The 25,688-nt window shown below is 65.7% G+C and carries 22 protein-coding genes and 1 riboswitch; of the genes, 8 read left to right on the forward strand and 14 right to left on the reverse strand.

Annotation, left to right across the window (positions count from 1 at the left end; translation table 11 throughout):
* Positions 1–132 precede the first annotated feature (132 nt).
* Both KYX69_RS07425 and KYX69_RS07430 read left to right on the forward strand, forming a co-directional pair.
* On the forward strand, positions 133–1,356 hold the full coding sequence (locus tag KYX69_RS07425) for an NADP-dependent isocitrate dehydrogenase (protein ID WP_300495587.1): 1,224 nt from the start codon (positions 133–135) through the stop codon (positions 1,354–1,356).
* Between the two features lie 142 nt (positions 1,357–1,498).
* The gene (locus KYX69_RS07430; protein WP_300495589.1) at positions 1,499–3,277 is read left to right on the forward strand and encodes a cation:proton antiporter; all 1,779 of its coding nucleotides are present in this window, start codon (positions 1,499–1,501) and stop codon (positions 3,275–3,277) included.
* Positions 3,278–3,283: 6 nt separating this feature from the next.
* On the opposite strand, the gene KYX69_RS07435 is transcribed toward KYX69_RS07430, so the two are convergent.
* The 7 genes from KYX69_RS07435 to KYX69_RS07465 all read right to left on the reverse strand — a co-directional run bounded on the left by KYX69_RS07435 (position 3,284) and on the right by KYX69_RS07465 (position 11,863).
* Positions 3,284–5,104, reverse strand: coding sequence for a DUF885 family protein (locus KYX69_RS07435; protein WP_300495685.1), 1,821 nt, complete (start codon positions 5,102–5,104; stop codon positions 3,284–3,286).
* A 24-nt stretch (positions 5,105–5,128) separates the two neighbouring features.
* Complete coding sequence (locus KYX69_RS07440; RefSeq protein WP_300495591.1) at positions 5,129–5,506, reverse strand: hypothetical protein; 378 nt, start codon at positions 5,504–5,506, stop codon at positions 5,129–5,131.
* On the reverse strand, positions 5,481–8,138 hold the full coding sequence (alaS, locus tag KYX69_RS07445) for an alanine--tRNA ligase (RefSeq protein WP_300495594.1): 2,658 nt from the start codon (positions 8,136–8,138) through the stop codon (positions 5,481–5,483). The genes KYX69_RS07440 and alaS overlap by 26 nt, the downstream gene beginning before the upstream one ends.
* A gap of 66 nt (positions 8,139–8,204) precedes the next feature.
* Positions 8,205–8,642 carry a hypothetical protein gene (locus KYX69_RS07450; protein ID WP_300495597.1) on the reverse strand — a complete coding sequence of 146 codons (438 nt, stop codon included), beginning with the start codon at positions 8,640–8,642 and terminating at the stop codon, positions 8,205–8,207.
* Positions 8,639–9,889, reverse strand: coding sequence for a Xaa-Pro peptidase family protein (locus KYX69_RS07455; RefSeq protein ID WP_300495599.1), 1,251 nt, complete (start codon positions 9,887–9,889; stop codon positions 8,639–8,641). The genes KYX69_RS07450 and KYX69_RS07455 overlap by 4 nt, the downstream gene beginning before the upstream one ends.
* Complete coding sequence (locus KYX69_RS07460) at positions 9,886–11,196, reverse strand: dicarboxylate/amino acid:cation symporter (protein ID WP_300495601.1); 1,311 nt, start codon at positions 11,194–11,196, stop codon at positions 9,886–9,888. The genes KYX69_RS07455 and KYX69_RS07460 overlap by 4 nt, the downstream gene beginning before the upstream one ends.
* A 25-nt stretch (positions 11,197–11,221) precedes the next feature.
* Positions 11,222–11,863, reverse strand: a complete 642-nt coding sequence (locus tag KYX69_RS07465) for a glutathione S-transferase (RefSeq protein WP_300495604.1) — start codon at positions 11,861–11,863, stop codon at positions 11,222–11,224.
* A 172-nt stretch (positions 11,864–12,035) separates the two neighbouring features.
* Positions 12,036–12,114, forward strand: a riboswitch (ZMP/ZTP riboswitch).
* 16 nt (positions 12,115–12,130) lie between these two features.
* Between KYX69_RS07465 and KYX69_RS07470 the strand changes: the two genes are divergently transcribed.
* Positions 12,131–12,616 carry a protein tyrosine phosphatase family protein gene (locus tag KYX69_RS07470; protein WP_300495607.1) on the forward strand — a complete coding sequence of 162 codons (486 nt, stop codon included), beginning with the start codon at positions 12,131–12,133 and terminating at the stop codon, positions 12,614–12,616.
* A gap of 244 nt (positions 12,617–12,860) precedes the next feature.
* Here the strand turns inward: KYX69_RS07470 and recA are convergent, their stop codons facing one another.
* Entirely contained in the window at positions 12,861–13,931 is a 1,071-nt protein-coding gene (gene recA / locus KYX69_RS07475) for a recombinase RecA (protein ID WP_300495610.1), read from the reverse strand.
* Between the two features lie 172 nt (positions 13,932–14,103).
* On the opposite strand from recA, the gene KYX69_RS07480 reads away from it, so the two are divergent.
* Both KYX69_RS07480 and KYX69_RS07485 read left to right on the forward strand, forming a co-directional pair.
* A complete protein-coding gene (locus KYX69_RS07480) occupies positions 14,104–15,117 on the forward strand; it encodes an adenosine deaminase (RefSeq protein ID WP_300495612.1) in 1,014 nt (337 codons plus the stop codon).
* Positions 15,117–15,635 carry a phosphoribosyltransferase gene (locus KYX69_RS07485; protein WP_300495615.1) on the forward strand — a complete coding sequence of 173 codons (519 nt, stop codon included), beginning with the start codon at positions 15,117–15,119 and terminating at the stop codon, positions 15,633–15,635. Before KYX69_RS07480 ends, KYX69_RS07485 begins: the two co-directional genes overlap by 1 nt.
* Position 15,636: 1 nt before the next feature.
* Here KYX69_RS07485 and KYX69_RS07490 read toward each other — a convergent pair whose 3' ends face one another.
* From KYX69_RS07490 to dapA, 6 genes are all read right to left on the reverse strand, one after another.
* Positions 15,637–15,987 carry a response regulator gene (locus KYX69_RS07490; protein WP_300495618.1) on the reverse strand — a complete coding sequence of 117 codons (351 nt, stop codon included), beginning with the start codon at positions 15,985–15,987 and terminating at the stop codon, positions 15,637–15,639.
* Positions 15,988–16,026: 39 nt separating this feature from the next.
* Entirely contained in the window at positions 16,027–18,414 is a 2,388-nt protein-coding gene (locus tag KYX69_RS07495) for a PAS domain-containing sensor histidine kinase (protein ID WP_300495620.1), read from the reverse strand.
* A 38-nt stretch (positions 18,415–18,452) separates the two neighbouring features.
* A complete protein-coding gene (locus tag KYX69_RS07500; protein ID WP_300495623.1) occupies positions 18,453–20,516 on the reverse strand; it encodes a M13 family metallopeptidase in 2,064 nt (687 codons plus the stop codon).
* Between the two features lie 57 nt (positions 20,517–20,573).
* Complete coding sequence (locus KYX69_RS07505) at positions 20,574–21,146, reverse strand: DUF2062 domain-containing protein (RefSeq protein ID WP_300495625.1); 573 nt, start codon at positions 21,144–21,146, stop codon at positions 20,574–20,576.
* A gap of 1 nt (position 21,147) precedes the next feature.
* Positions 21,148–21,630: an SsrA-binding protein SmpB gene (smpB, locus tag KYX69_RS07510; RefSeq protein ID WP_300495626.1), complete on the reverse strand. Its 483-nt coding sequence runs from the start codon at positions 21,628–21,630 to the stop codon at positions 21,148–21,150.
* Positions 21,631–21,755: 125 nt separating this feature from the next.
* The gene (gene dapA / locus KYX69_RS07515) at positions 21,756–22,637 is read right to left on the reverse strand and encodes a 4-hydroxy-tetrahydrodipicolinate synthase (RefSeq protein ID WP_300495628.1); all 882 of its coding nucleotides are present in this window, start codon (positions 22,635–22,637) and stop codon (positions 21,756–21,758) included.
* Between the two features lie 71 nt (positions 22,638–22,708).
* On the opposite strand from dapA, the gene KYX69_RS07520 reads away from it, so the two are divergent.
* Genes KYX69_RS07520 through greB form a run of 3 tightly spaced genes read left to right on the forward strand, consistent with a single transcriptional unit; the run spans position 22,709 to position 25,613 of the window.
* Positions 22,709–24,724 carry a lytic transglycosylase domain-containing protein gene (locus KYX69_RS07520; protein WP_300495630.1) on the forward strand — a complete coding sequence of 672 codons (2,016 nt, stop codon included), beginning with the start codon at positions 22,709–22,711 and terminating at the stop codon, positions 24,722–24,724.
* The gene (locus KYX69_RS07525) at positions 24,721–25,134 is read left to right on the forward strand and encodes a GNAT family acetyltransferase (protein WP_300495632.1); all 414 of its coding nucleotides are present in this window, start codon (positions 24,721–24,723) and stop codon (positions 25,132–25,134) included. Before KYX69_RS07520 ends, KYX69_RS07525 begins: the two co-directional genes overlap by 4 nt.
* Positions 25,131–25,613 (forward strand): transcription elongation factor GreB, encoded by a 483-nt coding sequence (gene greB / locus KYX69_RS07530; RefSeq protein ID WP_300495634.1) that lies wholly within the window; start codon positions 25,131–25,133, stop codon positions 25,611–25,613. Before KYX69_RS07525 ends, greB begins: the two co-directional genes overlap by 4 nt.
* Positions 25,614–25,688: the final 75 nt, after the last annotated feature.

A 25,688-nucleotide genomic window follows, 5' to 3' on the forward strand; every position in this document is an offset into this window, starting at 1 on the left:
TGTGCCATCCCCGCAACACAATCCTGTGTGGCACGTGGCAATACCGGTGTCTGCCATAGCTTGATCGCGCGCGCGCTTGCTCCTAGACGCACCGCCAAACCCTTCCTCCCGGATATGAACAGGAAAGCAAGCATGGCGAAGATCAAGGTCAAAAACCCGGTCGTCGAAATCGACGGCGACGAAATGACGCGGATCATCTGGGAGTGGATCCGTGAACGCCTGATCAAGCCGTACCTCGACATCGACCTGAAATATTACGACCTCAGCGTCGAGAAGCGCGACGAGACCAACGATCAGATCACGGTCGATGCCGCCAACGCGATCAAGGAATATGGCGTCGGCGTGAAGTGCGCGACGATCACCCCGGACGAGCAGCGCGTCGAGGAATTCAACCTCAAGGAAATGTGGAAGTCGCCCAACGGCACCATCCGCAACATCCTGGGCGGCGTGGTGTTCCGTGAGCCGATCGTCATCAGCAACGTGCCGCGCCTGATCCCGGGCTGGACCAAGCCGATCGTCGTCGGCCGTCACGCATTCGGCGACCAGTATCGCGCGACCGACTTCAAGGTCCCCGGCGCCGGCAAGCTGCGTCTGGTGTTCGAGGGCGCGGATGGCCAGGTCATCGACCGCGAAGTGTTCAACTTCCCCGGTTCGGGCGTCGCGATGGCGATGTACAATCTCGACGATTCGATCCGCGATTTCGCGCGCGCATCGTTCAACTACGGCCTCAACCTCGGCTGGCCGGTTTACCTGTCGACCAAGAACACCATCCTCAAGGCTTATGACGGCCGCTTCAAGGATCTGTTCCAGGAAGTGTTCGAGACCGAAGGCTTCGACGCGAAGTTCAAGGACGCCGGCATCGTCTATGAGCACCGCCTGATCGACGACATGGTCGCCAGCGCGCTCAAGTGGAGCGGCGAGTTCGTGTGGGCGTGCAAGAATTATGACGGCGACGTCCAGTCGGATCAGGTCGCACAGGGCTTCGGTTCGCTGGGTCTCATGACCTCGGTCCTGCTCTCGCCCGACGGCAAGACGGTCGAAGCAGAAGCGGCGCACGGCACCGTCACCCGCCATTATCGCCAGCATCAGCAGGGCAAGGCGACGTCGACCAACCCGATCGCGTCGATCTTCGCCTGGACCGGCGGCCTCAAGTTCCGCGGCAAGTTCGACGACACGCCAGAGGTGACCAAGTTCGCCGAAACGCTGGAGCGCGTCTGCATCCAGACCGTCGAGAGCGGCAAGATGACCAAGGATCTCGCGCTGCTGATCGGCCCGGATCAGCCTTGGATGACCACCGAGCAGTTCTTCGAGGCGATCCGCCAGAACCTCGAAACCGAAATGGCCAGCTGGGCGTAAGCCCGCTGCCACCGGCGACCGAAAGGGCCGCGTTCCGACACGGGACGCGGCCTTTTTCATTGCCGGCGAGGCGGGTGGGCCAGTTGTGCCGCGTCGCACAACGGCGGTGACAAATGGTTTCGCACCCAGCTAGGGTGGGCATATGGCCCTCGACCTCTCCAATAGCGGATTCAGCGACGCACTCGTGATCCTTGGCGCGGCCGGGATCGTGATTCCCGCATTCACACGCTTCCGGATCAGCCCCGTGATTGGGTTCATCCTGGTCGGTGCGCTGGTTGGCCCGGCGGGGCTTGGCCAGCTCGTCGATGCTTTCCCGTGGCTGTTCTACTTCACCATCTCCGACCCGGAATCGATCGAGCCCTTTGCCGAACTGGGCATCATCCTGTTGCTCTTTTCGATCGGCCTGGAGCTTTCGTTCAAGCGCTTGTGGACGATGCGCGGCCTGGTCTTTGGGGTCGGCGCGGCGGAGTTGCTCGGCGCAGGTGCTCTGATCGCGACCGGCCTGTATGTCATGGGCCAGCCCTGGACCGGGGCAATGGGGCTTGGTTTAGCGCTCGCCATGTCATCGACCGCGCTGGTGCTCCCGATTGCCGGAACGACCAGTGCGGTCGGCAAATCGGCGCTGGCCATGCTGCTGTTCGAGGATCTCGCGCTGGTGCCGATCGTGTTCCTGCTCGCGGCGCTTGCGCCCGCCGCAGCCGATGCAGGCGTCGGCGACTTCATGATGACGCTGCTGCGCGGCGGCGTGGTCGTCGCGCTGCTATTCCTGGGTGGCCGCTTCTTCCTGCCCCGGCTGTTCGCACAGGCCGCACGGACCAAGTCGCCCGAACTGTTCCTCGCCGCCAGCCTGCTGGTGGTGATCGTCGCCAGCCTCGCCACCACGGTGGTCGGCCTGTCGCCGATCGTCGGCGCGCTCCTAGCCGGGCTGCTGATCGCGGAGACCGATTATCACAGCGAGGTCGAGGTGATCACCGCACCGTTCAAGGGGCTGGCGCTCGGCGTGTTCCTGATTACCGTCGGCATGCGGCTCGACCTGCGCATGATCATGCAGGATTGGGCGCTGTTGCTGGCCGCGATCCTCGGCGTGATGGCGATCAAGGTCGGCGTGACCATGGCGCTGCTCAAGCTGTCGGGCGCGCGCACCGGTACCGCGGCGGAGGCCGGGGTGCTGATGGCGAGCCCGTCGGAGACCACGCTGATCGTGCTCGGCGTCGCGGCGGCGGCAGGCCTGATCCAGCCGTCGACGGCAGCCTTCTGGACCACCGTCACCGCGATCGGCCTGACCATCACCCCCCTTCTCGCCCAGGCGGGTCGCTTTGCATCGCGCAAGATCGAGGAACGCGACGGCGTGCGCGGCGATGCAACGGCCGAAGAAGTGGTGCCCGGCGGCACGGTGATCATCGGCTTCGGCCGCGTCGGTCGCACCGTCGCCGACATGCTGCGCGCGCATGACAAGCCCTATGTCGCGGTCGATGCCGATATCGACGGCGTCGCTGCTGCGCGGCGCGAGGGTTACAGCGTCGTATTCGGCGACGTCGCCCGCGCCGAATTGGTCGACCGCTTGCGCCTCGGCCACGCCAAGGCGCTGATCCTGACGATGGACGACCCCGTTTTGACGGTGCGCCTGACCCGTCGCGTGCGTAGCTGGGTTCCCAATATCCCGATCATCGCCCGCGCCCGCGACGCCGCGCACGCCGCCGAACTATACAAGGCCGGTGCGACCGACGCCGTGCCCGAAACCCTTGAAAGCTCGCTACAGCTGTCCGAAGCCGCCCTTGTTGACCTCGGCGTCGCGGTCGGCCCGGTAATCGCATCGATCCACGAAAAGCGCGACGAAATGCGCAAGGCGATCAAGGAAGCCGCCGGCCTCGAACGCGAGCCGCGCATCCGCCGGGTGCGACAGGGCGAAGCCGAGGCCTGAGCGCCCCTACCCCATCCGCGCCCGCACCACGCGCTTCAGCACGTCGAGCGGCATCGCACCCTTGCGCAGCACATCGTGGAATTGGCGCGGGTCCCAATTCGCACCGGCCTTGGCCTTCGCCTCATCGCGCAGCTCGACCCAGACGGTGTGACCGATCTTGTAGCTGCACGCCTGGCCCGGCCAGACCGTGTAGCGATCGATCTCACCCTGGCTGCGGCCGCGCGCGATGCCCGTGGTGGCAATAAAGTAGTCGGTCGCCTGCTCCCGGCTCCAACGCTTGGCGTGCATGCCACTATCGACCACTAGCCGCGTCGCGCGGAACAGCAATGACTGGAGATAGCCGACCTGCCCGAGCGGGTCGCCATCATACATGCCCATCTCGTCCGCCAGCTGCTCGGTATACAGCGCCCAGCCCTCGCTATACCCGCTGAAGCCGCCACGCCGGCGGATCAGTGGAATATCCTGCGATTCTAGCGCCAGCATCACCTGAAGGTGATGCCCCGGCACCGCCTCATGATAGCTCAGCGTCGCAAGGCCGAATTTCGGCCGGTCGAACGTGTCGCGCAGGTTGATGTAGTAAATGCCCGGCCGCGAGCCATCGAGCGTCGCGGCCTGATAATAGCCGCCCGGCGCACCGGCCTGAATCGCCGGAGGCACGCGGCGCACCTCGACCGGCGCCTTGGGCAGGGTCGCAAACTGTTCGGGGAGGCGCTTCTCCATCGCCCGCACTTGGGCACGCAGCGCCTCCAGCAACGCCTCACGGCCGGGATCGGTATTGGGAAACAGCTGGTCGGGCCGCTCGTTCAGCGCGACCAGCCGCGCGCCGACGGTGCCATCGCGCATCCCCTGTGCTTTCAGGATCGCGTCGATCCGTCCGCTGATCTCGGCCACTTGTTCCAGCCCGATGCGGTGGATCGCGTCGCCCGACAGCCGCGTGGTCGTCGCGGCTTCCGCCGCTGCGGCGTAATAGGCCTCGCCATCGGGCAGCCGCCACACGCCCGCATCATGCGTCGCTCTGCTCCGCAATTCGGTGACCAGCGCACGCTGGCGATCGAGTGCCGGGAAAACCTTGTCGGCGACGATCTTCTCCGCCTGCGCGCCACGCTCGGGCGGCAGTTTCGCCGCCTCCAGCTTCGACTTGAAGCCGACGACCAAGCCGAATTCGCCCGGCGCCTTGTTGCGCAGCGAAGCAAACTGCCTCAGCGTGGTGTCGAGCACATAGTCCGGTGCAAACACCCCCCGCGCCGCGTCGGCGCGCTGGCGCTCGCTCTCCTGATCGAGCACCACGGCAAATGCCTCGAGCCGGGCGAGATAGGCGTCGGCATCGACCGCGTCGCGCACCCGGTGCTGATTGTCGAGAAAGTCCGGCACATCCTGATAGGCACCGGTCAGCTGGCTCAGCCGGTACGGGGCATAACGCCCGCCGGCCGAACCATAGGTAAAGCGCTCGCGCCCCGCGATGCTGCGTTCGAGCTGATAGGTGACGATGTCGTAATCGAGTCGGGCATTCTCACCCAGCGTGGCTGGGTCGATCGCGCGAATGGCGGCCAGTTCGCGCTTCGCCCGGGTCAGGTCGCGCGCTTCATCCGCTGCACTCCGCCCCGACAGCTGAGATTTCAGCGCCGCATTCGCGCCGGTATCCAGACCAAGCGCCGTCGCCCCTTCCGGACTTTCGGTCAGGCGGTCGTTGAAAATCCGGTCGAGCAACGCGCGCAGCGCTGCGTCGCCCGACCCGGTGGCCGCCTCACCCGGACCGCGCGCAGCGGCGGGGATGCTGGTGGCCAGCGCCGCAGCGCCGATGGATTGAACGAACGAGCGGCGGCGCAGGGTCATCAGCGAACGGTGTCCGGATTATTTGTCGAGGGCAGGCACACGCGCCACACAAGCCGCCAGTGCCGACACGGTCGCACTGTCCTGACTGCGCAGCTTCGGTTCCAGCTGTGCCGACAGCGCGGGCACCTCGGCATCCACCGTCTTGCTATTCTTGCCCGCCGCGCGTCCAGAATCGGCTGCTGCCATGCCCCAGTAGATGAGGTGGTCGAACAACTGCGATTCCTGCGGCGTGCCCTTGCCGATCTTCAGCGCGGCATGGGTCAGCGCGGCGCAGTTCAGCGCCTCGGGATAGGGGACAGTCTTGCCCTGCGCCGTGGCGGCGGGGGCGGCGATGAGGGCCGCTGCGATTGCAGCGGCCGTCCAAACATGATCACGCAGTTGCTTTCTCCTCGGCAAGCGCCGTCTTGACTGCATCGATCGCGGCCTGGGCGTTGCCGCCCTCGGGACCGCCACCCTGCGCCATGTCCGGCCGCCCGCCGCCGCCCTGCCCGCCCAGCGCGGCGACGCCACGCTTGACCAGCTCGACGGCACTGAAGGTGCCGGTCAGGTCGTCGGTGACACCCACCGCGATCGCTGCACGCCCTTCATTTACCGCGACAAAAGCTACCACAGCTGAACCGATGCGGCCTTTCGCCTCATCGACCGCACCGCGCAGTGCCTTGGGGTCGAGCCCGTCGAGGATCTGGCCGACGAAGTTCACGCCGCCGACCTGCTCGGGACCCGCCGGTGCCGCAGCCCCGCCGCCACCCATGGCCAGAGCCTTCTTCGCCTCGGCCAGTTCCCGCTCCAGCTTGCGCCGTTCCTCGACCAGCGCCGCGACGCGGGCACCGACTTCATCGGGTGACGTCTTGAGCGTTGCCGCCACCTCGCGCAGCTTCGCGTCGCGCTCGCCCAGCCAGACGCGCGCCGCTTCGCCGGTCAGCGCCTCGATCCGGCGCACACCGCTCGACACCGCGCTTTCGCTGACGATCTTGAACACCGCGATATCGCCGGTCGCCTTGACGTGCGTCCCGCCGCACAGCTCGACCGAATAATGTTTCTCGGTCAGGCGGCCCATCGACAGGACGCGGACCTCGTCACCATATTTCTCGCCGAACAGCGCCAGCGCACCTGCGGCAACCGCGTCGTCCGGGGTCATCAGCCGCGTGCCGACGGTATCGTTGGCGCGAATCTCCGCATTCACCTCGGCCTCGATATCCGCAATCTCCGCCGCGCTCAGCGCCGAGGGGTGCGAGAAGTCGAAGCGCAGGCGATCTGGCGCAACCAGCGATCCCTTTTGCGTGACATGCCCGCCAAGCCGGTTGCGGAGCGCGGCGTGCAGCAGGTGCGTGGCCGAGTGATTGGCACGAATCGCATCGCGGCGCGTGACATCGATCGCCAGCTTGACGGTGTCGCCGACCTTGATCTCGCCGCGCGCCAGCGTCGCCTGATGCGCGTGCAGCCGGCCGAGCGGCTTGGATGTATCGCTGACGATCGCCTCGGCCACGTCATTGCCGATCGTGCCCGCGTCGCCCATCTGGCCGCCGCTCTCGCCATAGAAGGGCGTCTGGTTGGTGAGGATCGTGACCTCGTCCCCCGCGCCGACGCGGTCGACGCGCACGCCGTCCTTGACCAGCGCCACCACCTGGCCCTCGCCCTCGGTCGCGCTATAGCCGGTGAATTCGGTGCTCCCCAGTTCTTCGGCGATGTCGAACCATACTTCGTCGCTGGCCTTGGCGCCCGAGCCCTTCCACGCGGCGCGCGCGGCATCCTTCTGACGCTTCATCGCCGCGTCGAACCCGTCCCGGTCGACCTTCATCCCCTGCGGACGCAGCGCATCCTCGGTCAAGTCATAGGGGAAGCCATAGGTGTCGTAGAGCTTGAACGCGGTCTCGCCGGGCAGGGTATCGCCCTCGCCCATCGACCCCGTCGCCTCGTCCAGCAGCTTGAGGCCGTTCGCCAAGGTCTGGCGGAAGCGGGTTTCCTCCTGCAACAACGTTGCCTCGATCAGCGGCTGCGCGCGGACCAGTTCGGGATAGGCGCCGCCCATTTCCGCGACCAACGCCGGCACCATGCGGTGCATCAACGGCTCCTTCGCGCCAAGGATATGCGCGTGGCGCATCGCGCGGCGCATGATCCGGCGCAGCACATAGCCGCGCCCTTCATTGGCCGGCAGCACGCCATCGGCGACCAGGAAGCCGGACGTGCGGATATGGTCGGCGATCACGCGATGGCTCGCCTGATTGTCGCCGGTCGTCGCCGACCCCGTCAGCGCGCCGCTCTCGGCGATCAGTGCCTTGAACGTGTCGGTGTCGTAATTGTCGTGCACGCCCTGAAGCACCGCCGCGATCCGCTCCAGCCCCATGCCGGTGTCGATGCTCGGCTTGGGCAGGTCGCCGACAATCTGGTCCGCCTCCTGCACATGCTGCATGAAGACGAGGTTCCAGATCTCGACAAAGCGGTCGCCATCCTCTTCCGGGCTGCCCGGGGGGCCGCCCCAGATATGGTCTCCATGGTCGTAGAAGATCTCCGAGCACGGCCCGCACGGACCATCCGACCCCATCGCCCAGAAATTATCCTTGGTCGCGATGCGGATGATGCGCTCTTCGGGGAGCCCAGCGATCTTCTTCCACAGCTCGAACGCCTGATCATCGGTGTGATAGACCGTCGCGGTCAGCTTGTGCGCCGGCAGACCCCATTCCTTGGTCAGCAGCGTCCAGGCATGCAGGATCGCCTGCTCCTTGAAATAGTCTCCGAACGAGAAATTCCCGAGCATTTCGAAGAAGGTATGATGCCGCGCGGTATAGCCAACATTGTCGAGATCGTTATGCTTGCCGCCCGCGCGCACGCACTTCTGGCTCGACGCCGCAGTGGTGTAGGGCCGCGTCTCCAGCCCGGTGAACACGTTCTTGAACGGCACCATGCCAGCATTGACGAACATCAGCGTCGGATCGTTGTGCGGCACCAGCGGCGCGGACGGAACGCGGGCATGGCCCTGGCCCTCGAAATAGTCGAGGAAGCTGCGGCGGATATCGTTGGTCGAGGTCATTTGCGCGACTTAAGCGCGCGCGCGCGTTCGCTCAAGCGAAACGGTTCGATCAGGGTGATTGGTAGGCTAGCGGCCGTTGCAACGGGCTTCAATTCGCCACCGCCGATGGCGGTCTTTGACGACGTTGGCCGGGATGGAAAACTCGATGACCGAGCATCCTCCATCAGCGATGCTCGGAAGTTCATCGCTGTTCTTCAGCCAGATTCGCTCACCAGCTTTCAGGGCTGACCGAAATGCCGCCGACTCTTCACAAGGAACGGTGCCTTTACCCATTTCCTCGCATTCGGCATCGGACGGCGTGTCAGGGAAGTGGTAGGTAAAAACCGCACGAACCGATCCGTCTCGCTCCTGCAAATAGTATCTCGCGTATTGATCAAGTGAACGGGCTTCGCCAGGCATGACGACGCTCGTTTCGATCTTATCCATGAGCAAAGCATTTGGATCGGCCGGTTCAGCGTCGCAGCCAAACAACAAGATGCTTGGGATGACGGCGAGAACTTTCACCCAATCGGCTCCTCAATCGACACCGGCGGCACGCTGAACCATTTCGGCCCTGCCTCGGTCATGTGGAAGCAATCTTCCAGCCGCACCCCGAATTTGCCCGGCAGATACAGGCCGGGTTCGTTCGAGAAGCACATGCCCGGCGCCAGCTTTGTCGCCTCGCCGCGCACCAGGTTGATCGGCTCGTGCCCGTCCATGCCGATGCCATGGCCGGTGCGGTGCGACAGGCCGGGAAGCTTATAGTCGGGGCCATAGCCCAGCGTCGCATACCATCCGCGCACAGCATCATCGACGCGACCCGCCGAAACGCCAAGCTGCGCGGCAGCGAACGCGCGCTGCTGCCCGGCGCGGACATGTTCCCACACCTTCCGTTGCTCCGCATTCGCCGCGCCATGAACAAAGGTGCGGCTGATATCGCTTTCATAGCCATGGACCCGCGCGCCGCAGTCCATCAGCACGACTTCGCCCTTCACGACCCGTTGCGGCTTGCCCGTGCCGTGCGGATAGGCCGATGCCTCGCCCAGCAGGATCAGGTTGAACGCCACCTGCCCGCCCAGCTTGACGGTCGCCGCAGTCATCAGCGCGGCGATATCAGCGGGGGTCATGCCCGCCTCGATCCGGGGGTAGGTCCAGCGATAGGCGGCAAGCGTCACGTCCGCGGCCTTCTGCATCAGCGCGATCTCGGCCGGCGTCTTGAACATCCGGCACCCGCGCACGACCGGGTTGGCCGACACGATCTTCACGCCTGCCAGCGCCCGCCACATGCCGTCGACCGCAAAGAAGCGCGCGGTTTCCTCGATCCCCAGCGGGCGACCGAGCAGCTTTTTCTCGCGCAGGAACCCGGCGACCACCGCGAACGGGTCCTCATGCTCCTGCCACACCCGGATTTCCGCCGGGATGCCGAGCGATTCGCGGACCGACGGCTCCTCGAAAAACGGGGTGACGATGATCGGATCGCCCTCGACCGGGATCACCGCCGCGGTCAGCCGCTCGCTCCGCCCCCAGCGCACCCCGGTGAAATAGAGCAGGCTCGCCCCCGGCTCGATCAGCACCGCGCCGATGCCGTTCGCCTTCATCAGCGCCTGCGCGCGGGCGAGCCGAGCGGCGCGCTCCTCCCGACCGATCGGCGCCGCGTCGCCGGTGATCGGCTGGAGCGCCGACAGGTCGCTTTCTGCCGCCCGCGCGACGGCGGAAAATCCGATCGGCGCCAGAGCTCCCGCCGCGAGCAGTCCGCGTCGGGAGAGCCTCATGCGGATGCCTCGGCTGGCTCCTTCTCACCCGCCGACACGATCGTCGCGAGCACCAGATCGCCGATCACGTTGAGCACGGTGCGGCACATGTCGAGGAAGCGATCAACGCCCAGCACCAGCCCGATCCCCGCCGGCGGGACGCCGACCATGCCCAGGATCAGCGCGATCACCGGCAGCGACCCTGCGGGAACACCCGCCGTGCCGATACCGCCAAGGATGCACACCAGCATCACCGTGATCTGCTGTCCCAGCGTCAGATCGACGCCAAAGAACTGCGCGAGGAAGATCACCGTCACCCCCTCGAACATCGCGGTGCCGTTCTGGTTGGCAGTCGCACCGATGGTCAGCACGAAGCGCGACACCTTGGGCGGCAGCTTGAGCTTGGTTTCGGCGACCCGCAGTGCGGTCGGCAGCGTTGCGTTGGACGACGCGGTGGAGAAGGCCATCACCGCCGCCTCTTGCGTCTGGCGGAAGAAGGCGAGCGGGTTCTTGCGCGCGAGCAGGAGCAGCAGGATCGGAAAGATGATGAACATCTGCGTCCCGAGCGCCGCCAGCACCACGCCGACAAAGGCGAGCAGCCGCACCAGCAGTTCCCAGCCGAACAAAGCGGCGAGGTTGAACATGAAGCAGAAGACCGCGATCGGCGCGAGGCGAATGACGAGGCCGATCAGCCGCATCGACACCTCGAATACGCCCTCGATCCCGCGCTTGAGCGTCTGGACGTGCGGCTTGTCGAGGGTCAGCAGGATGCCGATGCCAAAGAATAGCGCGAAGAACATGATCGCGAGGATGTCGTTCGCGGTCATGGCCGCGACGACATTGGTGGGAACAATGTTGAGGATCGCATCCACCCCGGTCGGCGTGGTGGCGGTGCGGTCGAGGATAGCGCCCGCGCTATCGCCCGACGCGGCAAGCAGCGCCTGTGCCTCGACGCGATCCACCCCGGCGCCGGGCTGAAGCAGGTTGACCAGCACCAGGCTTACGATCACCGCAATCGTCGAAACACAGATGGTCAGCACCAATGTGCGCAGCCCGACGCGTTTCAGTGCCGCGATCTCACCCATTTCGGCGATGCCGACGACGAGTGCCGAGAACAGCAGCGGGATCACCAGCATGAACAACAGGCGCAGGAACACCTGACCGATCGGGCCGGTGACATAGGTCGTTACCGTCTTGACCCATGCCGCGTCGGCCGAGGTGAAATGCACGAACAGGCCGAGGGCCAGGCCGAGCACGAACCCGCCCAGCATCTGCCATTGCAGCGTCGATTCGCGCCGCTGCTCAATTACCGCCTCTGCGCCCGACATGCGTCCCCCTCAAATTGTTGCGGCGTCACGCATAGGCATAGGGGCCGCCCTTGGCGAGAGCCGTCTGATAGGCCGGGCGGGAGTGAACCTTGTCGAGCCACGCGATCGTCGCCGGACGCGACGCGTCGAGCCCGCCGCGCGACCGCGCCGCTTCCAGCGGAAAACTCATCATCACATCGGCGGCGGTCATCGCATCGCCAGCGAACCAAGGGCGGCTGGCGAGTTCGGCTTCGACGAAATCGAGATGGACGTCGATCATCGGCTGGATCTTCTTCTGCGCCGCCTTGCCGAAGATCGGCACGCGCATCAGCACCAGCTTGACCAGCAGCGGCGGCATCATCGAGCCCTCGGCATAATGCATGAAGTGGCGATAGCGCAGCGCCGACTCGCGATGCGCAGGCGCGCCCAGCTTGCCGTCCGCCTTTTCGACCAGATACTCGATGATCGCGCCGGTTTCGGCAACGGTGCGCGGCGAATCGTTGGTGGGATCGGCATCGACGATCACCGGCGACTTGCCCAACGGGTGGACCGCGCGCAGCTCGGGCGGGGCCAGCATCGTCTTGGGGTTCCGCGCGTACCGCTTGATATCGTACGGGAGCCCGAGCTCCTCAAGCAGCCACAGCACCCGCTGCGACCGCGAGTTTTCGAGATGGTGGACGGTGATCATCGCTACGTGCTCCATTGCCGGTCCCGTGCGGGTTTGCGCGGTTGTGCGCGGATGCCGCGAAAATGGAAAGAGGCTCCAACGCCCTGAACCCGCCGCGCTCCACGATCAATGCGCGCCACACGAAGTTTGCGCGACGAGGGTCTAGCCTCGCGCACCTCGCTGCGCTATTTTCAAGCCGTCGCGTGACTGGCGAAGCAGGTGGCACCACCGTGGAGCGCGACCTCGCAATGCCGCTCGCCTGGGCATCCTCTGATTGACGGAGCCCGTATGTCCGACCCGACGCATATCCCAAACTGGAAACGCCTCGACGCGCAGATCACGACGTCGGGCCAGCCGAGCGAGGCTGAACTCTCGGAGCTTGCGGCGATGGGCGTGCGCCATGTCATCAATCTCGCGCTACACACGCATGAACGCGCGCTACCCGACGAGGCGGCGAGCGTTGCTGCGGCGGGCATGACCTACACCCATATCCCGGTCGCGTTCGATGCGCCGAGCGAGGCGGATTTCGCGCGCTTCTGCAGTGCGCTGGCTGCGCTGGGAGATGCGCCTGTCCACGTCCACTGCATCCTCAATCTGCGCGTGTCGGCGTTCTTCTATCGGTATCGCCGCGATGTGCTCGGGTGGGAAGCGGCGGCAGCGCGTGCGTCGATGGAGGCGCTGTGGCAGCCGGGAGGCGTGTGGGCGGCCTTCATCGGGGATACCGACAGCGTCGCACTGGCGCACCGCCCGCCACGCGAAGCCAACCCGCTCTGACATAACATGGGCCTGTGCGTTACCGCTGGAAACAAGGCGTTCTGGACCGTTCTTGACCTCCCCCGAAAACAGGAAAGGCCCGGCGCACGCCACGCCGAGCCTTCCAATGGGAGACTGGTCCCTTGACCGCCACCGACCTGTCGATCCGGCACGGCCCGCACGGACATTGCTGCCCGAAACTGGTTAATGGCGGCTTTAGCCCGGGCTCCGCATCAATCCGGAGCGGTGCACAGCCGCCAGATACTCAGACGTCGTCCTCGGCGTCCGGGCCGGTCATCATCTCTTCGGCAACCTGTTCGGTGCGGTTGCGGATTGCCGCTTCCAGACGCGAGCACACCTCAGGGTTTTCCTTGAGGAACGTCTTGGCGTTCTCACGGCCCTGGCCGATACGGATGCTGTCATAGCTGAACCAGGCGCCGGCCTTCTCGACCAGCCCGGCCTTGACGCCGATGTCGAGGATCTCGCCGATCTTGGAGATACCCTGCCCGTACATGATGTCGAACTCGACCTGCTTGAACGGCGGGGCGACCTTGTTCTTCACCACCTTCACGCGGGTGGTGTTGCCGATGATATCGTCGCGATCCTTGATCTGGCCGGTGCGGCGGATGTCGAGCCGGACCGAGGCGTAAAATTTGAGCGCATTGCCGCCGGTCGTGGTTTCCGGATTGCCGTACATCACGCCGATCTTCATGCGCAGCTGGTTGATGAAGATCACCATGCAGCGCGAGCGGCTGATCGAACCGGTCAGCTTGCGCAGCGATTGCGACATCAGGCGCGCCTGCAGGCCGACATGGCTGTCGCCCATCTCGCCCTCGATTTCCGCGCGCGGCACCAGCGCGGCGACCGAGTCAACCACCAGGACATCGATCGCGTTCGAGCGCACCAGCGTATCGACGATCTCCAGCGCCTGCTCGCCCGTATCGGGCTGCGACACGATCAACTCATCGATATTGACGCCCAGCTTCCGGGCATAAACCGGATCGAGCGCATGTTCGGCGTCGACGAAGGCCGCGACTCCGCCGCTCTTCTGCGCCTCGGCAATCACGTGCAGCGCCAGCGTGGTCTTGCCCGAGCTTTCCGGCCCATAGACCTCGATCACACGACCACGCGGCAGACCGCCAACGCCCAGCGCAATGTCGAGCCCGAGCGATCCGGTCGAGATCGCCTCGACCTGCATCGTCTCCTTCGAGCCGAGCTTCATCGCGCTGCCCTTGCCGAAGGCGCGGTCGATCTGTGCGAGCGCTGCGTCGAGCGCCTTCTGCTTGTCCGGAGAAATGCCCATCTTTCCTTCGATCACCTTGAGGGAAGCTGCCATGAGAAGTCTCCGTCGCTAAAGGCTTTGCGGCCCACGTTCAACCATTGCCTGAAGCGCCTCGTACAAGCTTTGTTCCACAAGAACAAGTGCGGAACGATCTTTTTTTGTTCTCATATTGCCGCGTCTGTTCGCAGCTCTTGCCCTCGGTGCGGGATCGCGCGATCCTTGGGCGATGACCAACCCGACCGATTTCATCGCCGGCCTGCCCAAGGCCGAACTCCACCTGCACATCGAAGGCAGCCTCGAGCCCGAGCTGATGTTCGAACTCGCCCGGCGCAATCGCGTCGCGATCCCGTTCGACAGTGTCGATGCGGTGCGCGCAGCGTACAGCTTTTCCAACCTGCAGGATTTCCTCGACATTTATTATGCCGGCGCGGACGTGCTGCGGGTTGAGCAGGATTTCTACGACCTCGCCGACGCCTATTTCGCGCGCGCCGCTGCCGATGGGGTGGTGCATTCCGAGATTTTCTTCGATCCTCAGACGCACACCGATCGCGGCATTCCGTTTCAGGTCGTCGCCGACGGGCTGCTGACGGCGATGCGCGACGCCGAACGCCGCCATGGCGTGACGTCCAAGCTGATCCTGTGTTTCCTCCGCCATCTCGACGAGGAGGCGGCGTTCGCCACGCTCGACGCCGCCACCCCCTGGCTCGACCGGATCGCCGGGGTCGGGCTCGATTCGTCGGAGCTGGGTCACCCTCCCGAGAAATTCGCGCGCGTGTTCGCCGAGGCGGGAAATCTCGGCCTCAAGCGCGTCGCCCATGCCGGCGAGGAAGGGCCGCCGGACTATGTCTGGCAGGCACTCGACCTGCTCAATGTCGACCGGCTCGACCATGGCAATCGCAGCCTGGAGGATCCCAAGCTGGTCCGCTATCTCGCCGAACGCGAGATGACGCTGACTGTCTGCCCGCTGTCGAACCTCAAGCTGTGCGTCGTCGACAGCCTGAAGGACCACCCCATCGATCAGATGCTCGACTGCGATCTCTATGCGACGATCAATTCCGACGACCCCGCCTATTTCGGCGGCTATGTCGCGGACAATTACCGCGCAGTCGCCGCCGCGCGCGGGCTGACGCGCGATCAGATCGTGCAGCTGGCGCGGAACAGCTTCACCGGCTCCTTCCTCGACGATGCAACCGTCGCCGCACACCTTGCGCGGCTCGATGCCTATGTGGCGGCGCAGTAATGCCGGTCTTTACCCCGATCCCGCATGAACAGTTCGTAGCCGACGTGCTCGCGCTCGCCGATGCGCTGCGGGCCGACCCCGACTGGCGGCCCGACTATCTGATTGGCATCGGGCGCGGCGGGCTGATCCCGGCGGTGTATCTCAGCCATGCGATCGTGGGGCCGATGCTGTCGGTCGATTACAGCGCACGGAACGAGGACCTTGCCGCCCCTGCCCTCGCCCGGCTGGCGGAGCGGACGCGGGAGGGCGCGCGATTGCTGTTCATCGACGACATCAACGACAGCGGCGCGACGATCGGCCGGCTACGCGCCGGGCTGAGCAGCGCCGGGGCCGAGGCGGCGCACATTCGCTTTGCGACCTTGCTCGACAACATCACATCGCAGCAGCGCGTCGATTACGCGGCGCGCACGATCGACCGGTCGGTGACGAAGGACTGGTTCATCTTCCCATGGGAAGCCGTCGCGCCGGATGCAGCAATCGAAGCTGACGCGGCGGAGCTACCTGACCGCATAGCCTAGCTCAAAGCGCCGCGAGCGCCTGTTCGACCGAATCCATCGTGAACGGCTTGGCGAGCACCGGGCGGTCGCGATGCGCGTCGACCACCATGTCCCCGCTGCCCCCGGTCGCGAGGATGAAGGGCACGCCCTGCGCCGCCAGCGCGTCGGCAATCGGCCAGCTCTGCTCGCCGCCCGACAGGTTGACGTCCAAGATCGCCGCATCGACGCCGCCCGCCCCGACAATCTCCATCGCCGAAGCGACGCTGTCGGCAGTGCCGGCATGGTCCTTGCCCAGCATGTCGAGGAAATCCTCGATCATCATGGCAATCAGGGGTTCGTCCTCGACCACGAGGATGCGTTGCGGAGCGCTCATTGGCCAGCATGTGCCTGACAATCGTTCCGCGGTCGAGCGCTATTTCGCGGTCATTACCGACCGGGCAAGCTCCGCAAGTTGCTGAACGGAAAAGGGTTTCGGCAAGAATGCGACCTTGTCGATGTCGATCGACTTGCGCAGCTGCTCCTCGGCATAGCCCGACATGAAGATGATCTTGAGGTCCGGATATTTCTTGCGCGCGTGGCGAACCATGGTCGGGCCGTCCATCGTCGGCATCACCACGTCGCTGATCAGCAGGTCGGGCTTGTCGCTCTTCTCCAGCAATTCCAGCGCCGCTTCGCCATTTTCGGCGGTCAGGACGGTATAGCCCTGCCGCGCCAGCGCGCGTTCGGCGACGGCGCGGACCATCGCCTCGTCCTCGACCAGCAGGATCGTGCCACTACCCCACAGATCGCCCTGCACTGCCTTGGCGGTCGGTAGCGGCGCCGTCTGTTCGGGCGCAGTGTGGACGGGGAGATAGATGGTGAAGACCGCCCCCTTGCCCGGCTCACTCTCGGCAAAGATGAACCCGCCGGATTGCTTGATGATGCCATAGACGGTCGACAGGCCCAGCCCCGTCCCCTTCCCCACTTCCTTGGTGGTGAAGAACGGCTCCCAGATATGCGCCAGCACATCCGCCGGGATGCCCGACCCGGTGTCGGACACGCGCAGCGCGGTATAGTCCCCGACCGGCAGCACATCCTCGTCCATCGCGCGCACTTCATGCGCGGGGACGCTCAGCGTCTCGATCGTCAGCGTGCCGCCACCATTGGGGTTCTTCGCCAGCATCGCGTCGCGCGCATTGACCGCCAGATTGACGACGACCTGTTCCAACTGCCCCGGATCGGCGCGCACCGGCCCCAGGTTGCGGCCGTGATTGACCACCAGCTCGACCGTCTCGCCCAGCAGGCGCTTGAGCAGGTTCGACACCTCAGAAATGATGTCGGGCAGCTGCAGCAACTGCGGCCGCAGCGTCTGTTGCCGCGAAAAGGCGAGCAGCTGGCGGGTCAGCGCGGCGGCGCGGTTGGAGTTGAGCAGGATCTGCTGGATGTCGTCATAATCGCTGTCGCCGGGCGCATGGCGCATCAGCATCAGGTCGCAATGGCCGATGATCGCGGTAAGGATGTTGTTAAAGTCGTGGGCGACGCCGCCGGCAAGCTGGCCGACCGCCTGCATCTTGGTGGCCTGTGCCACCTGGCGCTTGAGCTGCCCCTCCTCGCCCGCATCGCGCAGACTGAGCAGTACTGCCGCATCGCCCAGCCCCCGCGCAGAGGCGATCGACAGCGACACCGCCTCGTCGGGTGCCTGGGCAAAACGCACCGTCAGGTCCATCGGATGCACCGCACCCGCCGCGAACCGCCGCACCGCATCGGCGAGCGTGCTCTTGTCCTCGCGCACCACCAGATCGCCCGGATAGAGCGGCGGGGCGTCGGTGTTGACATGTGCCGCGCGCACAAAGGCGTCGTTCATGAACGCAAAGCGCCCGTCCGCGCCCACCAGCGCGATGCCGGTGGGAAGCAGCGCGATCAGCGAGCGGACATGCGCACTCGATTCCGCGCCCATTTCCTGCGCCGGGGCATATTCCTCATCGAGCAATGCGACCAGCATCGGGGTCGCATCGCCGTCGAGAAACGGGATTTCCAGAACGCGGATCGGTGGGCCCGACAGGCCCTCGCGTTCAAACCGCACCGTGCCGCGATTGTCGGTGATCAGGAAACGGGTGATGTCCCGCCCCTCGATCATCGCCAGCTCGTCGCCAGCCGCGCGCAGCCGCAGCACGCGATTGGCGGCGCGCACCCGGCCATCGGCGCCGATCAGCGCCATCATGATCCCGGCCTGCCCCAGCCGGTCGCCCGATTTGCCCGCGACCAGCGCCTGTGCCTGTTTGGTCAGGTCCACCGCATCGGCACCGGCGAAGCGCCACACCAGCAGCGAATCGCCGACGCGTGCGACATGCGCCGTCAGCTTGGTCCCGGCGGCATCGAACGACCCGCTCGATGCCTGCCCGTCGCGCCATGCGGCGCGCCCCGCGCTGCCCAGCTGCGACGCCGCCCAGTCACCGATCACCACTGCGGGGGGAGCGGGATAGCCGGGAAACAGCGTCCCGAACCGCTCATTGGCGCAGACCAGCCGCCCGGCGCGGTCGGTCACCGCGATCGCGTCATTGCTCATCGACGCGAGCATGTTCGCCAGCGACCAGTCGATCTCACTCGCGGCGGCAGGCGTGTCTGTGGCTGTTGCGGGTCGCCGCACCAGCGTTACCGCCAGCGCGATCAGAACCGCCGCCGCGAAAAACCCGGCAGCAACTGCTAGCGAGTCGATCGCCCACAGCACCGCTCCACCAGCCGCCGCTCCGGCGACGATCGCCGCGATCAGCGGGCCGGTGATGCCGGAGGTCTCGTCAGTCGGGGCGGAAATGCTGGGCATAGCCCCCTTTCCCGCCCCGCTGCCATAGCGTCAAGCGCTCACCAGACGCGGACGCGTTTTGCCGGATCGAGATACAGGCTTTCGCCCGGCTTCGCGCCGAACGCGCCGTACCAGGGGTCGAGGTTGCGGACGACCCAGGCGCGCTGGATCGACGGGCTGTGCGGATCGGTCAGCAGGCGCTGGCGCAGATTCGCCTCACGATAATTGCGCCGCCACACCTGCGCCCAGCCGAGGTAGAAGCGCTGGTCGCCGGTAAAGCCATCGATCACCGGCGCTTCCTTGCCGCCCAGCGCATGCTTGTAGGCATCATAAGCGATGGTGAGGCCGGCCAGGTCGCCGATATTCTCGCCCAGCGTAAACTCGCCCTTCACATGCTCACCCGGCAGCGGCTCATAGGCGTCATACTGCGCGATCAGCGCCTTGCCCGCCGCCTCGAATGCCTTGACGTCTTCCGGCGTCCACCAGTCGGCCAGCTCGCCCTTTTCGTTATACTTGGCGCCCTGATCGTCGAAATGGTGGCTGATCTCGTGCCCGATCACCGCGCCGATGCCGCCATAGTTGATCGCCGGATCGGCCTTGGGGTCGAAGAAGGGCGGCTGCAGGATCGCGGCGGGGAAGACGACTTCCATCATGCCGAAATTGGCATAGGCGTTCACCGTCTGGGGCAGCATGCCCCATTCCCAGCGGCGCACCGGGCCGCCCAGCTTGTCGAGCATATACGCATAGTCGAAACGGTTGGAGCGGACGGCATTGCCGAACAGATCGTCGGCCTTGACCTCAAGACCCGCATAGCTGCGCCACTGGTCGGGGTAGCCGACCTTGACGGTGAAGTTCTTGAGCTTCGCCTTGGCGCGCGCCTTGGTCTGCGGCTGCATCCAGTCGAGCGCATCGATCCGCCGGCCCATCGCGTCAAGGACATTGGCAACGAGCTTGTTCATCTCCGCCTTGTACTCGGCCGGGAAATAGCGCGCGGCGTATTCCTTGCCCAATTCCTCGCCCAGGGCGCCTTCGGTGAAGCTCACGCCCCGCTTCCAGCGCGGCTCGCGCTGCGGCGTGCCCTGCAGCGTGGTGCCGTAGAAGGCGAAGTTGGTGTCGGCCACTGCATCGGGCAGATAATCGGCCATCGCGCCCAGGCTGCGCACCAGCATTTGGTCCTTCACCACCGCCAGCGGCGCGTCGTCGAGGATCTTCGCGATACCGGTGACTGCGCTCGGCTGGTTCACCAGCACTTCGGTGATCTTCGGGCTCAACGCCTTCAGCATGGCCGGCATGTCGAGCGTCTTCGACGACAGCTTGGCGGTCTCGGCCAGGGTGAACTTGTTATAGGTCTTGGCGGCGTCGCCCGAATCCTCGCGCGTCCACTGCACCTTGGCGATGCTGGTCTCGAAGTCGAGGATCCCCTTGGCACGCGCATCGGCATCCGCTTCGCCCGCCAGCGTCAGCATCTTGGCGAGATAACCGAGATAGGCGGTGCGGATCGCCGCCATCTTCGGATTGTCGAGCAGATACATGTCGCGGTCGGGCAGGCCCGTGCCACCCTGATAGATCGAGAAGATATACTGAGTCGGGATCTTGTCGTCCTGGCCGACATAGCCGCCGAACGGCCCGGGGATTCCCATTTTTGCGCCTTCAACCACCAACGCGGCGTAACCCGCCTTGCTGTCGAGCGCCTTGATCTTGCCCAGCCAGGGCTGGATCGGCGCAAGCCCGCGCGCCTCGACGGTCGCGGTGTCGAGATAGCTGGTATAAGCGCGACCGACCATGCTGGCCTTGTCGTCCTTCACCTCATCCAGAATACCACGCACGCGCTCCTTCGACAGATCGTCGAGCGCGGTGAACATGCCATAGTTGGACTTGTCCGCCGGGATCGGCGTGTTTTTCGCCCAAACGCCGTTGGAGAAGGCATAGAAATCCTCGCCCGGCGCAACGCTGCGATCCATGCCCGCGACGTCGAAGCCAAAGCTGCCCAGCTGCGGCTTGGCGGCTGCGGTCGGTGCCGGAGTCGGCGCGGCCGCTGCCGGCCCCTCACCGCTGGCCGAACTGGCGCAGCCGCTCGCCAATGCGGTTCCGGCGAGAAGAATGGGGATCAGGAGAAGACGCATCGGGCACCCTTCGGAACGTTGGAAAACGCCCGTGTCTTACGCCGATGATACGCCCGATCAAGTCTCCGAAGAAACTTTATTGCGGAGTGCGACCCGCTTGCGCCACTTGCGCGCGACCCAACCACGCCAGATCAGAATGGAAAGACCATAGCCGGCGGCCGCGCACACAACCGAAATGACGAGCAGCCCGATCAACAGCGCGGGTGCGGCTTGCGACAACAGCCAGCTCGTCCACTCGCCGACCCCGGCATGATGTTCGACCAGCGCCATGAAGCCCGAAAGATCGGCGTTCCGACCCAGCATCAGATTGCCGGTATAGACCGACCCATAGAGGATGAACGGGGTCGTCGCCGGGTTGCTCAGGAACGTCATCGCGGCAGCGATCGGTACATTGGCGCGAAACGGCAACGCCAGCATCGCGGCGCCCGCGATCTGAAGTCCCGGGATCAGCAGAAAGATACCGACCAGCAGGCCCAGCGCCACGCCGCGCGGCACCGAACGACGCGTGAAGCGCCATAATTCAGGGGCGAGCACGCGGTGCGCGACAGGGCGCAGCCAGCGGATCTGCTCAATCGACTCGCGCGTGGGCATGTTGCGCTGCCACCAAGCGCTGAGACGGCTCGGCTTCATGTCACCCGCGATCGCGGAGGATCCGCCCCTGTTCACGCTTCCAGTCCCGTTCCTTGATCGACTCGCGCTTGTCGTGAGTCTTCTTGCCCTTCGCCAGCGCCAGCTCGACCTTCGCCCGGCCGCGACCGTTGAAGTAGATCGACATCGGGATCAGCGTCATGCCCTCCCGCGCGACCGCGCCCTGCAGCTTTTCTACCTGGCGTTGATGAAGGAGCAATTTACGGGGGCGCTTGGGTTCGTGATTAAAGCGGTTTCCGTGCGAAAATTCGGGGATGTTGGCGTTGACCAGCCACGCCTGCCCGTCGCGCACCTCGGCGTAGCTCTCCGCGATCGACCCTTCGCCGAATCGCAGCGACTTCACCTCGGTCCCCTGCAGCGCGATCCCCGCCTCAAAGAACTCTTCAAGGAAATACTCGAAGCGCGCCTTGCGGTTCTCCGCGACGATCTTCTTCTTGTCGAATTCAAGGGGACGAGGGCGTGCCATGGGACGCGCGATGTAGGGGGGCTGGGGGAGAAAGGGAAGGCATCTCGTCGCCCCGGCGCAGGCCGGGGCCGCCATAGGGTTCGCAGCGCGCTCGAGGCGGCCCCGGCCTGCGCCGGGGCGACGGCTTAAATCAACCCCGCCGCCGCCATCGCCGCATCGACCGCCGCCTTGCTGGCGTCACTTGGCTGCACCATAGGCAGGCGCAGTTCTGCGGAAATCTCGGGCCGCAGCTTGTTGACCGCATATTTCACTGGCCCCGGCGAGGCATCGGTGAACAGTGCCAGATGCAGCGCGAACAGCCGGTCGTGCAGCGCCAGCGCGATCGCCGTATTCCCTTCGGCCCATGCCGCCTGGAACTGCGCGCACAGCTTGGGCGCGACATTGGCGGCGACCGAGATGCACCCCACCCCGCCCATCGCGTTGAACGCAAGCGCAGTCTCGTCATTTCCCGAAAGCTGCGCGAAGCCGGCGCGCAGCGCGGCGCGATGCTTCGACACGCGGGCGAGGTCGCCGGTCGCGTCCTTGATCGCGACGAACTTGTCGGGAAATGCCTCAACGATGCGGATCACCGTCTCGGGCTGGATATCGGTCACGGTGCGGCCGGGAACATTGTAGAGGATGATCGGCAGCTCGCACTCGGCCGCCACTGCCGCGAAATGCTGGAAGATGCCTTCCTGGCTCGGGCGGTTGTAATAAGGCGGGACCATCAGCACCGCGTCGGCACCCGACTCCTTCGCCGCCTGAACGTTGCCGATGGCGACGCGGGTGTCGTTCGACCCCGCCCCCGCGATCACCGGCACGCGCCCGCGTACCTGATCGGCGCAGACGCGCACCACCTCGAAATGCTCATCCTTGGACAGCGTCGCCGCCTCGCCGGTGGTGCCTACGGGGACCAGCGCCGACGATCCTTCGGCGATCTGCCACTCGACGAAATCGCGGAACACATCCTCGGCAAAGCTGCCGTTACGGAATGGCGTGATCAGGGCGGGGATGGAACCAGCGAACATATGCGTCAAAATGCCCCAATCATCGGAAATTCGGGGTGGCCAATAGGGTGCGTTCGCGTAGTATGTCCAGCATGCTTGGCTCTATGTTCAGGAGCGGGCTTCTGCTCGCCGGCGTATCGGGTGTCGCGGTCTCATCGCAGGTCGTGCAGGATGGGGCCCAATGGTATCGCGCGCAGTTCGCTGCGATCGCGGCGCAGGTGCTGCCCCCTGCCCCGCCGCCGTCAGCTTCCAGCATCCAGTACACGATCGACCAATGGAAGCGGCTGCAACAGTCCGATCGCTGGCCGTTCAGCGACTATGCCAATTTCATGCTCGCGCATCCCGGTTGGCCGGGCGAAACCAGTCGCCGCGCCGCTGCCGAGGCATCGCTGGGTGCGGGCACGGACGCGCCGTCGCTCGTCATCCGCTTCTTTGAGCGCTTTCCGCCCCTGACCGCTGCGGGCCGCATCCGCTTCGCCGAAGCGCTGGCGATCACCGGCCGCCGCGCCGAGGCAGACGAGCAGGCACGCCGCGCCTGGCGCAGCGGCATCCTGCGTCCGACCGATGAAACCGCGGTACTGGGCGGCTTTTCCGCGGCCTTGTCCCCCGCCGACCATGACGCCCGGATGGACGCGCTGTTGTGGCAGGACGCGCGAACCGTCGCCGCCCGCCAGATCGGCTACACCTCGCCGCAGAAGCGCGCGCTGTTCGAGGCGCGGCTCGCGCTCCATTCCGACGCCCCCGATGCGCAGGACCGCGCCGCCGCCGTCGAGGCGATCGGCGCGCGCGACCCCGGCTTCATCGCCGACCGCGCCAGCTGGTTCCGCAACAATGGCGCCAGCGGCTCGGCCCGCTCGCTCCTCGCCCGCCCACGCGTCCTCGACAGCCGCCCCGGCAATGTCGAGGAATGGTATGAGGTGCTGCTGACCAACGCCCGCGCCGCCGAATCCGACCGGCAATATGCGCTGGCCTATGCCATCGCCAGCCAAGTCGACGACGCGGTGGCACCGGGCACCGACATCTCCGACCTCGGCCTCGGCATCCGCGACGATTACACCAGCCTGGTGTGGCTCGCCGGCACGGTCGCGATGCAGAAGCTCGGTCGTCCGGCCGACGCGGTCGGCATGTTCGACCGCTATTCGCGCGGATCGCGCACCCCGACCACCCAGTCCAAGGGCATTTACTGGGCCGGCCGCGCCGCCGAAGCAGCGGGGCAGCAGGCCGCCGCCCGCGCCTATTATGAGCGCGCCGCCGCCTATTCGGACCTGTTCTATGGCCAGCTCGCCGCCGAACGGCTCGGGCGCGAGCTCAAGGCACCGCCGCCGGTCGATTTCCGCAGCGTCAGCCCCGCTGCGCGCACCGCATTCTACAATCGCGAAGTGGTGCGCGCCGCGCAGATGCTCGGCACGCTCGGCCGCGCCGAGGATCAGGGCTATTTCCTGCGCCAGATCGCCGCGGATGCGACGAGTGCCGAGGATCATGTGCTGGCGACCGAACTGTCGCGGACGCTCAACCGCCCCGACCTGGGGGTGATGGTCGGACGCAGTGCGCTGCTCAACGGCCTGACCGACTATACCGTCGCGGGCTATCCGTCAGTCCCGGTCCCCGCGGGGCAGGAAGCCCATTTCACGATGATCCACGCCATCGCGCGCCAGGAAAGCCAGTTCGACAAAGCGGCCGTCAGCCATGCCGGCGCGCGGGGGCTTATGCAGCTGATGCCCGGCACCGCACGTGAGGTCGCCGGAAAGCTGGGGATGAGCTACGACCGCGCGGCGCTGACCGTGGATACGGATTACAATATCCGCCTCGGGTCGAGCTACATCCAGCGCATGCTCGATTATTATGGCGGCAGCTACCCGCTCGCCGTCGCCGCCTACAATGCTGGTCCCGGCAATGTGAACAAGTGGATCCGCGCCAATGGCGACCCGCGCATGCCCGGCGTCGACATGCTCGAATGGATCGAGAATATCCCGATCTTCGAGACCAAGAACTATGTCCACCGCGTGCTGGAAAATGCCGTCGTCTACGACATGCTCCATCCGCAGCGGTCACGCTCACGCGGGCCGCATCGCATGAGTTGGTATCTGGGCAAGAACCGCCCGGGGTGATCGCGATCCAGCCTTATCAAGAGGCGCAGTTTGCGGAGTTGGACGCGCTATGGCGCACCGTCTTTCCCGATGATCCGCCGCACAGCCATGCCACCGTCGCGATCCCGCAAAAACTGGCTGTGCAGCGCGACCTGCCGCTCGTCGCGCAAGAGGGCGATCATGTCCTCGGCACGATCATGGCGGGCTATGACGGGCATCGCGGCTGGCTTTACAAGCTGGCGGTGCATCCCCGCGCGCGCGGCTGCGGCATCGCCCGCGCGCTGATCCGCACCGCCGAAACCGCGCTGGCCGATCTCGGCTGCGCCAAGGTCAATCTGCAGGTACGCGACACCAACCACGACGCCGCCGCCTTCTGGGCGCATATGGGCTATGCGGTCGAGCCGCGAATCAGCATGGGCCGCCAGCTTTGATCGATCGTCCGAACTACATCACTCCGGCCGGCTATTCGGCGCTCAAGGCCGAATATGACGCGCTGTTTGCCACCGAGCGCCCGGCGCTGGTCGAAACCATTGCCTGGGCCGCAGGAAATGGCGATCGCTCGGAAAACGGCGATTACATTTACGGCCGCAAGCGGCTGCGAGAAATCGACCGGCGACTCGGCTGGCTGGCGAAACGGATGAAGGCGGCAAAGGTCGTCGATCCTGCCCGGCAAGAGGATCGCTCGAAAATATGGTTCGGCGCCACAGTCACCATCGCGGACGAGGATGACAACCACCGCACCCTAACCCTGGTCGGCGACGACGAGGCGGACGCAGGCGCAGGCCGGATCGGCTGGAACTCGCCGCTCGCCCGTGCACTGCGCGGCGCCGCCGTGGGCGACCTGCGCCGCGTCATGCTCCCGGCGGGGGAGAAGGAGTATGAGGTGATGGAGATCGGCTACCCGGGGTGAGGTGACATCCCACTGCCGCTTGCCCTGAGCTTGTCGAAGGGCGATCTCCAACAGGCGTTTCGCTGGCGGCCCGTC

It is taken from the genome of Sphingomonas sp., from assembly GCF_030145815.1.
In the GTDB taxonomy this organism is placed as follows: Bacteria; Pseudomonadota; Alphaproteobacteria; order Sphingomonadales; family Sphingomonadaceae; genus Sphingomonas.

What these genes read in the sequence shown, in the direction of transcription:
- KYX69_RS07460 (WP_300495601.1), bottom strand. Translation starts at nt 11,196, where the DNA reads ATGTCGGGCGCAGAGGCGGTAATTGAGCAGCGGCGCGAATCGACGCTG.
- KYX69_RS07500 (WP_300495623.1), bottom strand. Translation starts at nt 20,516, where the DNA reads ATGCGTCTTCTCCTGATCCCCATTCTTCTCGCCGGAACCGCATTGGCG.
- alaS (WP_300495594.1), bottom strand. Translation starts at nt 8,138, where the DNA reads ATGACCTCGACCAACGATATCCGCCGCAGCTTCCTCGACTATTTCGAG.
- KYX69_RS07480 (WP_300495612.1), top strand. Translation starts at nt 14,104, where the DNA reads ATGACCAACCCGACCGATTTCATCGCCGGCCTGCCCAAGGCCGAACTC.
- KYX69_RS07495 (WP_300495620.1), bottom strand. Translation starts at nt 18,414, where the DNA reads ATGCCCAGCATTTCCGCCCCGACTGACGAGACCTCCGGCATCACCGGC.
- KYX69_RS07425 (WP_300495587.1), top strand. Translation starts at nt 133, where the DNA reads ATGGCGAAGATCAAGGTCAAAAACCCGGTCGTCGAAATCGACGGCGAC.
- KYX69_RS07485 (WP_300495615.1), top strand. Translation starts at nt 15,117, where the DNA reads ATGCCGGTCTTTACCCCGATCCCGCATGAACAGTTCGTAGCCGACGTG.
- smpB (WP_300495626.1), bottom strand. Translation starts at nt 21,630, where the DNA reads ATGGCACGCCCTCGTCCCCTTGAATTCGACAAGAAGAAGATCGTCGCG.
- KYX69_RS07455 (WP_300495599.1), bottom strand. Translation starts at nt 9,889, where the DNA reads ATGAGGCTCTCCCGACGCGGACTGCTCGCGGCGGGAGCTCTGGCGCCG.
- KYX69_RS07470 (WP_300495607.1), top strand. Translation starts at nt 12,131, where the DNA reads ATGTCCGACCCGACGCATATCCCAAACTGGAAACGCCTCGACGCGCAG.
- recA (WP_300495610.1), bottom strand. Translation starts at nt 13,931, where the DNA reads ATGGCAGCTTCCCTCAAGGTGATCGAAGGAAAGATGGGCATTTCTCCG.
- KYX69_RS07465 (WP_300495604.1), bottom strand. Translation starts at nt 11,863, where the DNA reads ATGATCACCGTCCACCATCTCGAAAACTCGCGGTCGCAGCGGGTGCTG.
- dapA (WP_300495628.1), bottom strand. Translation starts at nt 22,637, where the DNA reads ATGTTCGCTGGTTCCATCCCCGCCCTGATCACGCCATTCCGTAACGGC.
- KYX69_RS07520 (WP_300495630.1), top strand. Translation starts at nt 22,709, where the DNA reads ATGCTTGGCTCTATGTTCAGGAGCGGGCTTCTGCTCGCCGGCGTATCG.
- KYX69_RS07505 (WP_300495625.1), bottom strand. Translation starts at nt 21,146, where the DNA reads ATGAAGCCGAGCCGTCTCAGCGCTTGGTGGCAGCGCAACATGCCCACG.
- KYX69_RS07490 (WP_300495618.1), bottom strand. Translation starts at nt 15,987, where the DNA reads ATGAGCGCTCCGCAACGCATCCTCGTGGTCGAGGACGAACCCCTGATT.
- KYX69_RS07430 (WP_300495589.1), top strand. Translation starts at nt 1,499, where the DNA reads ATGGCCCTCGACCTCTCCAATAGCGGATTCAGCGACGCACTCGTGATC.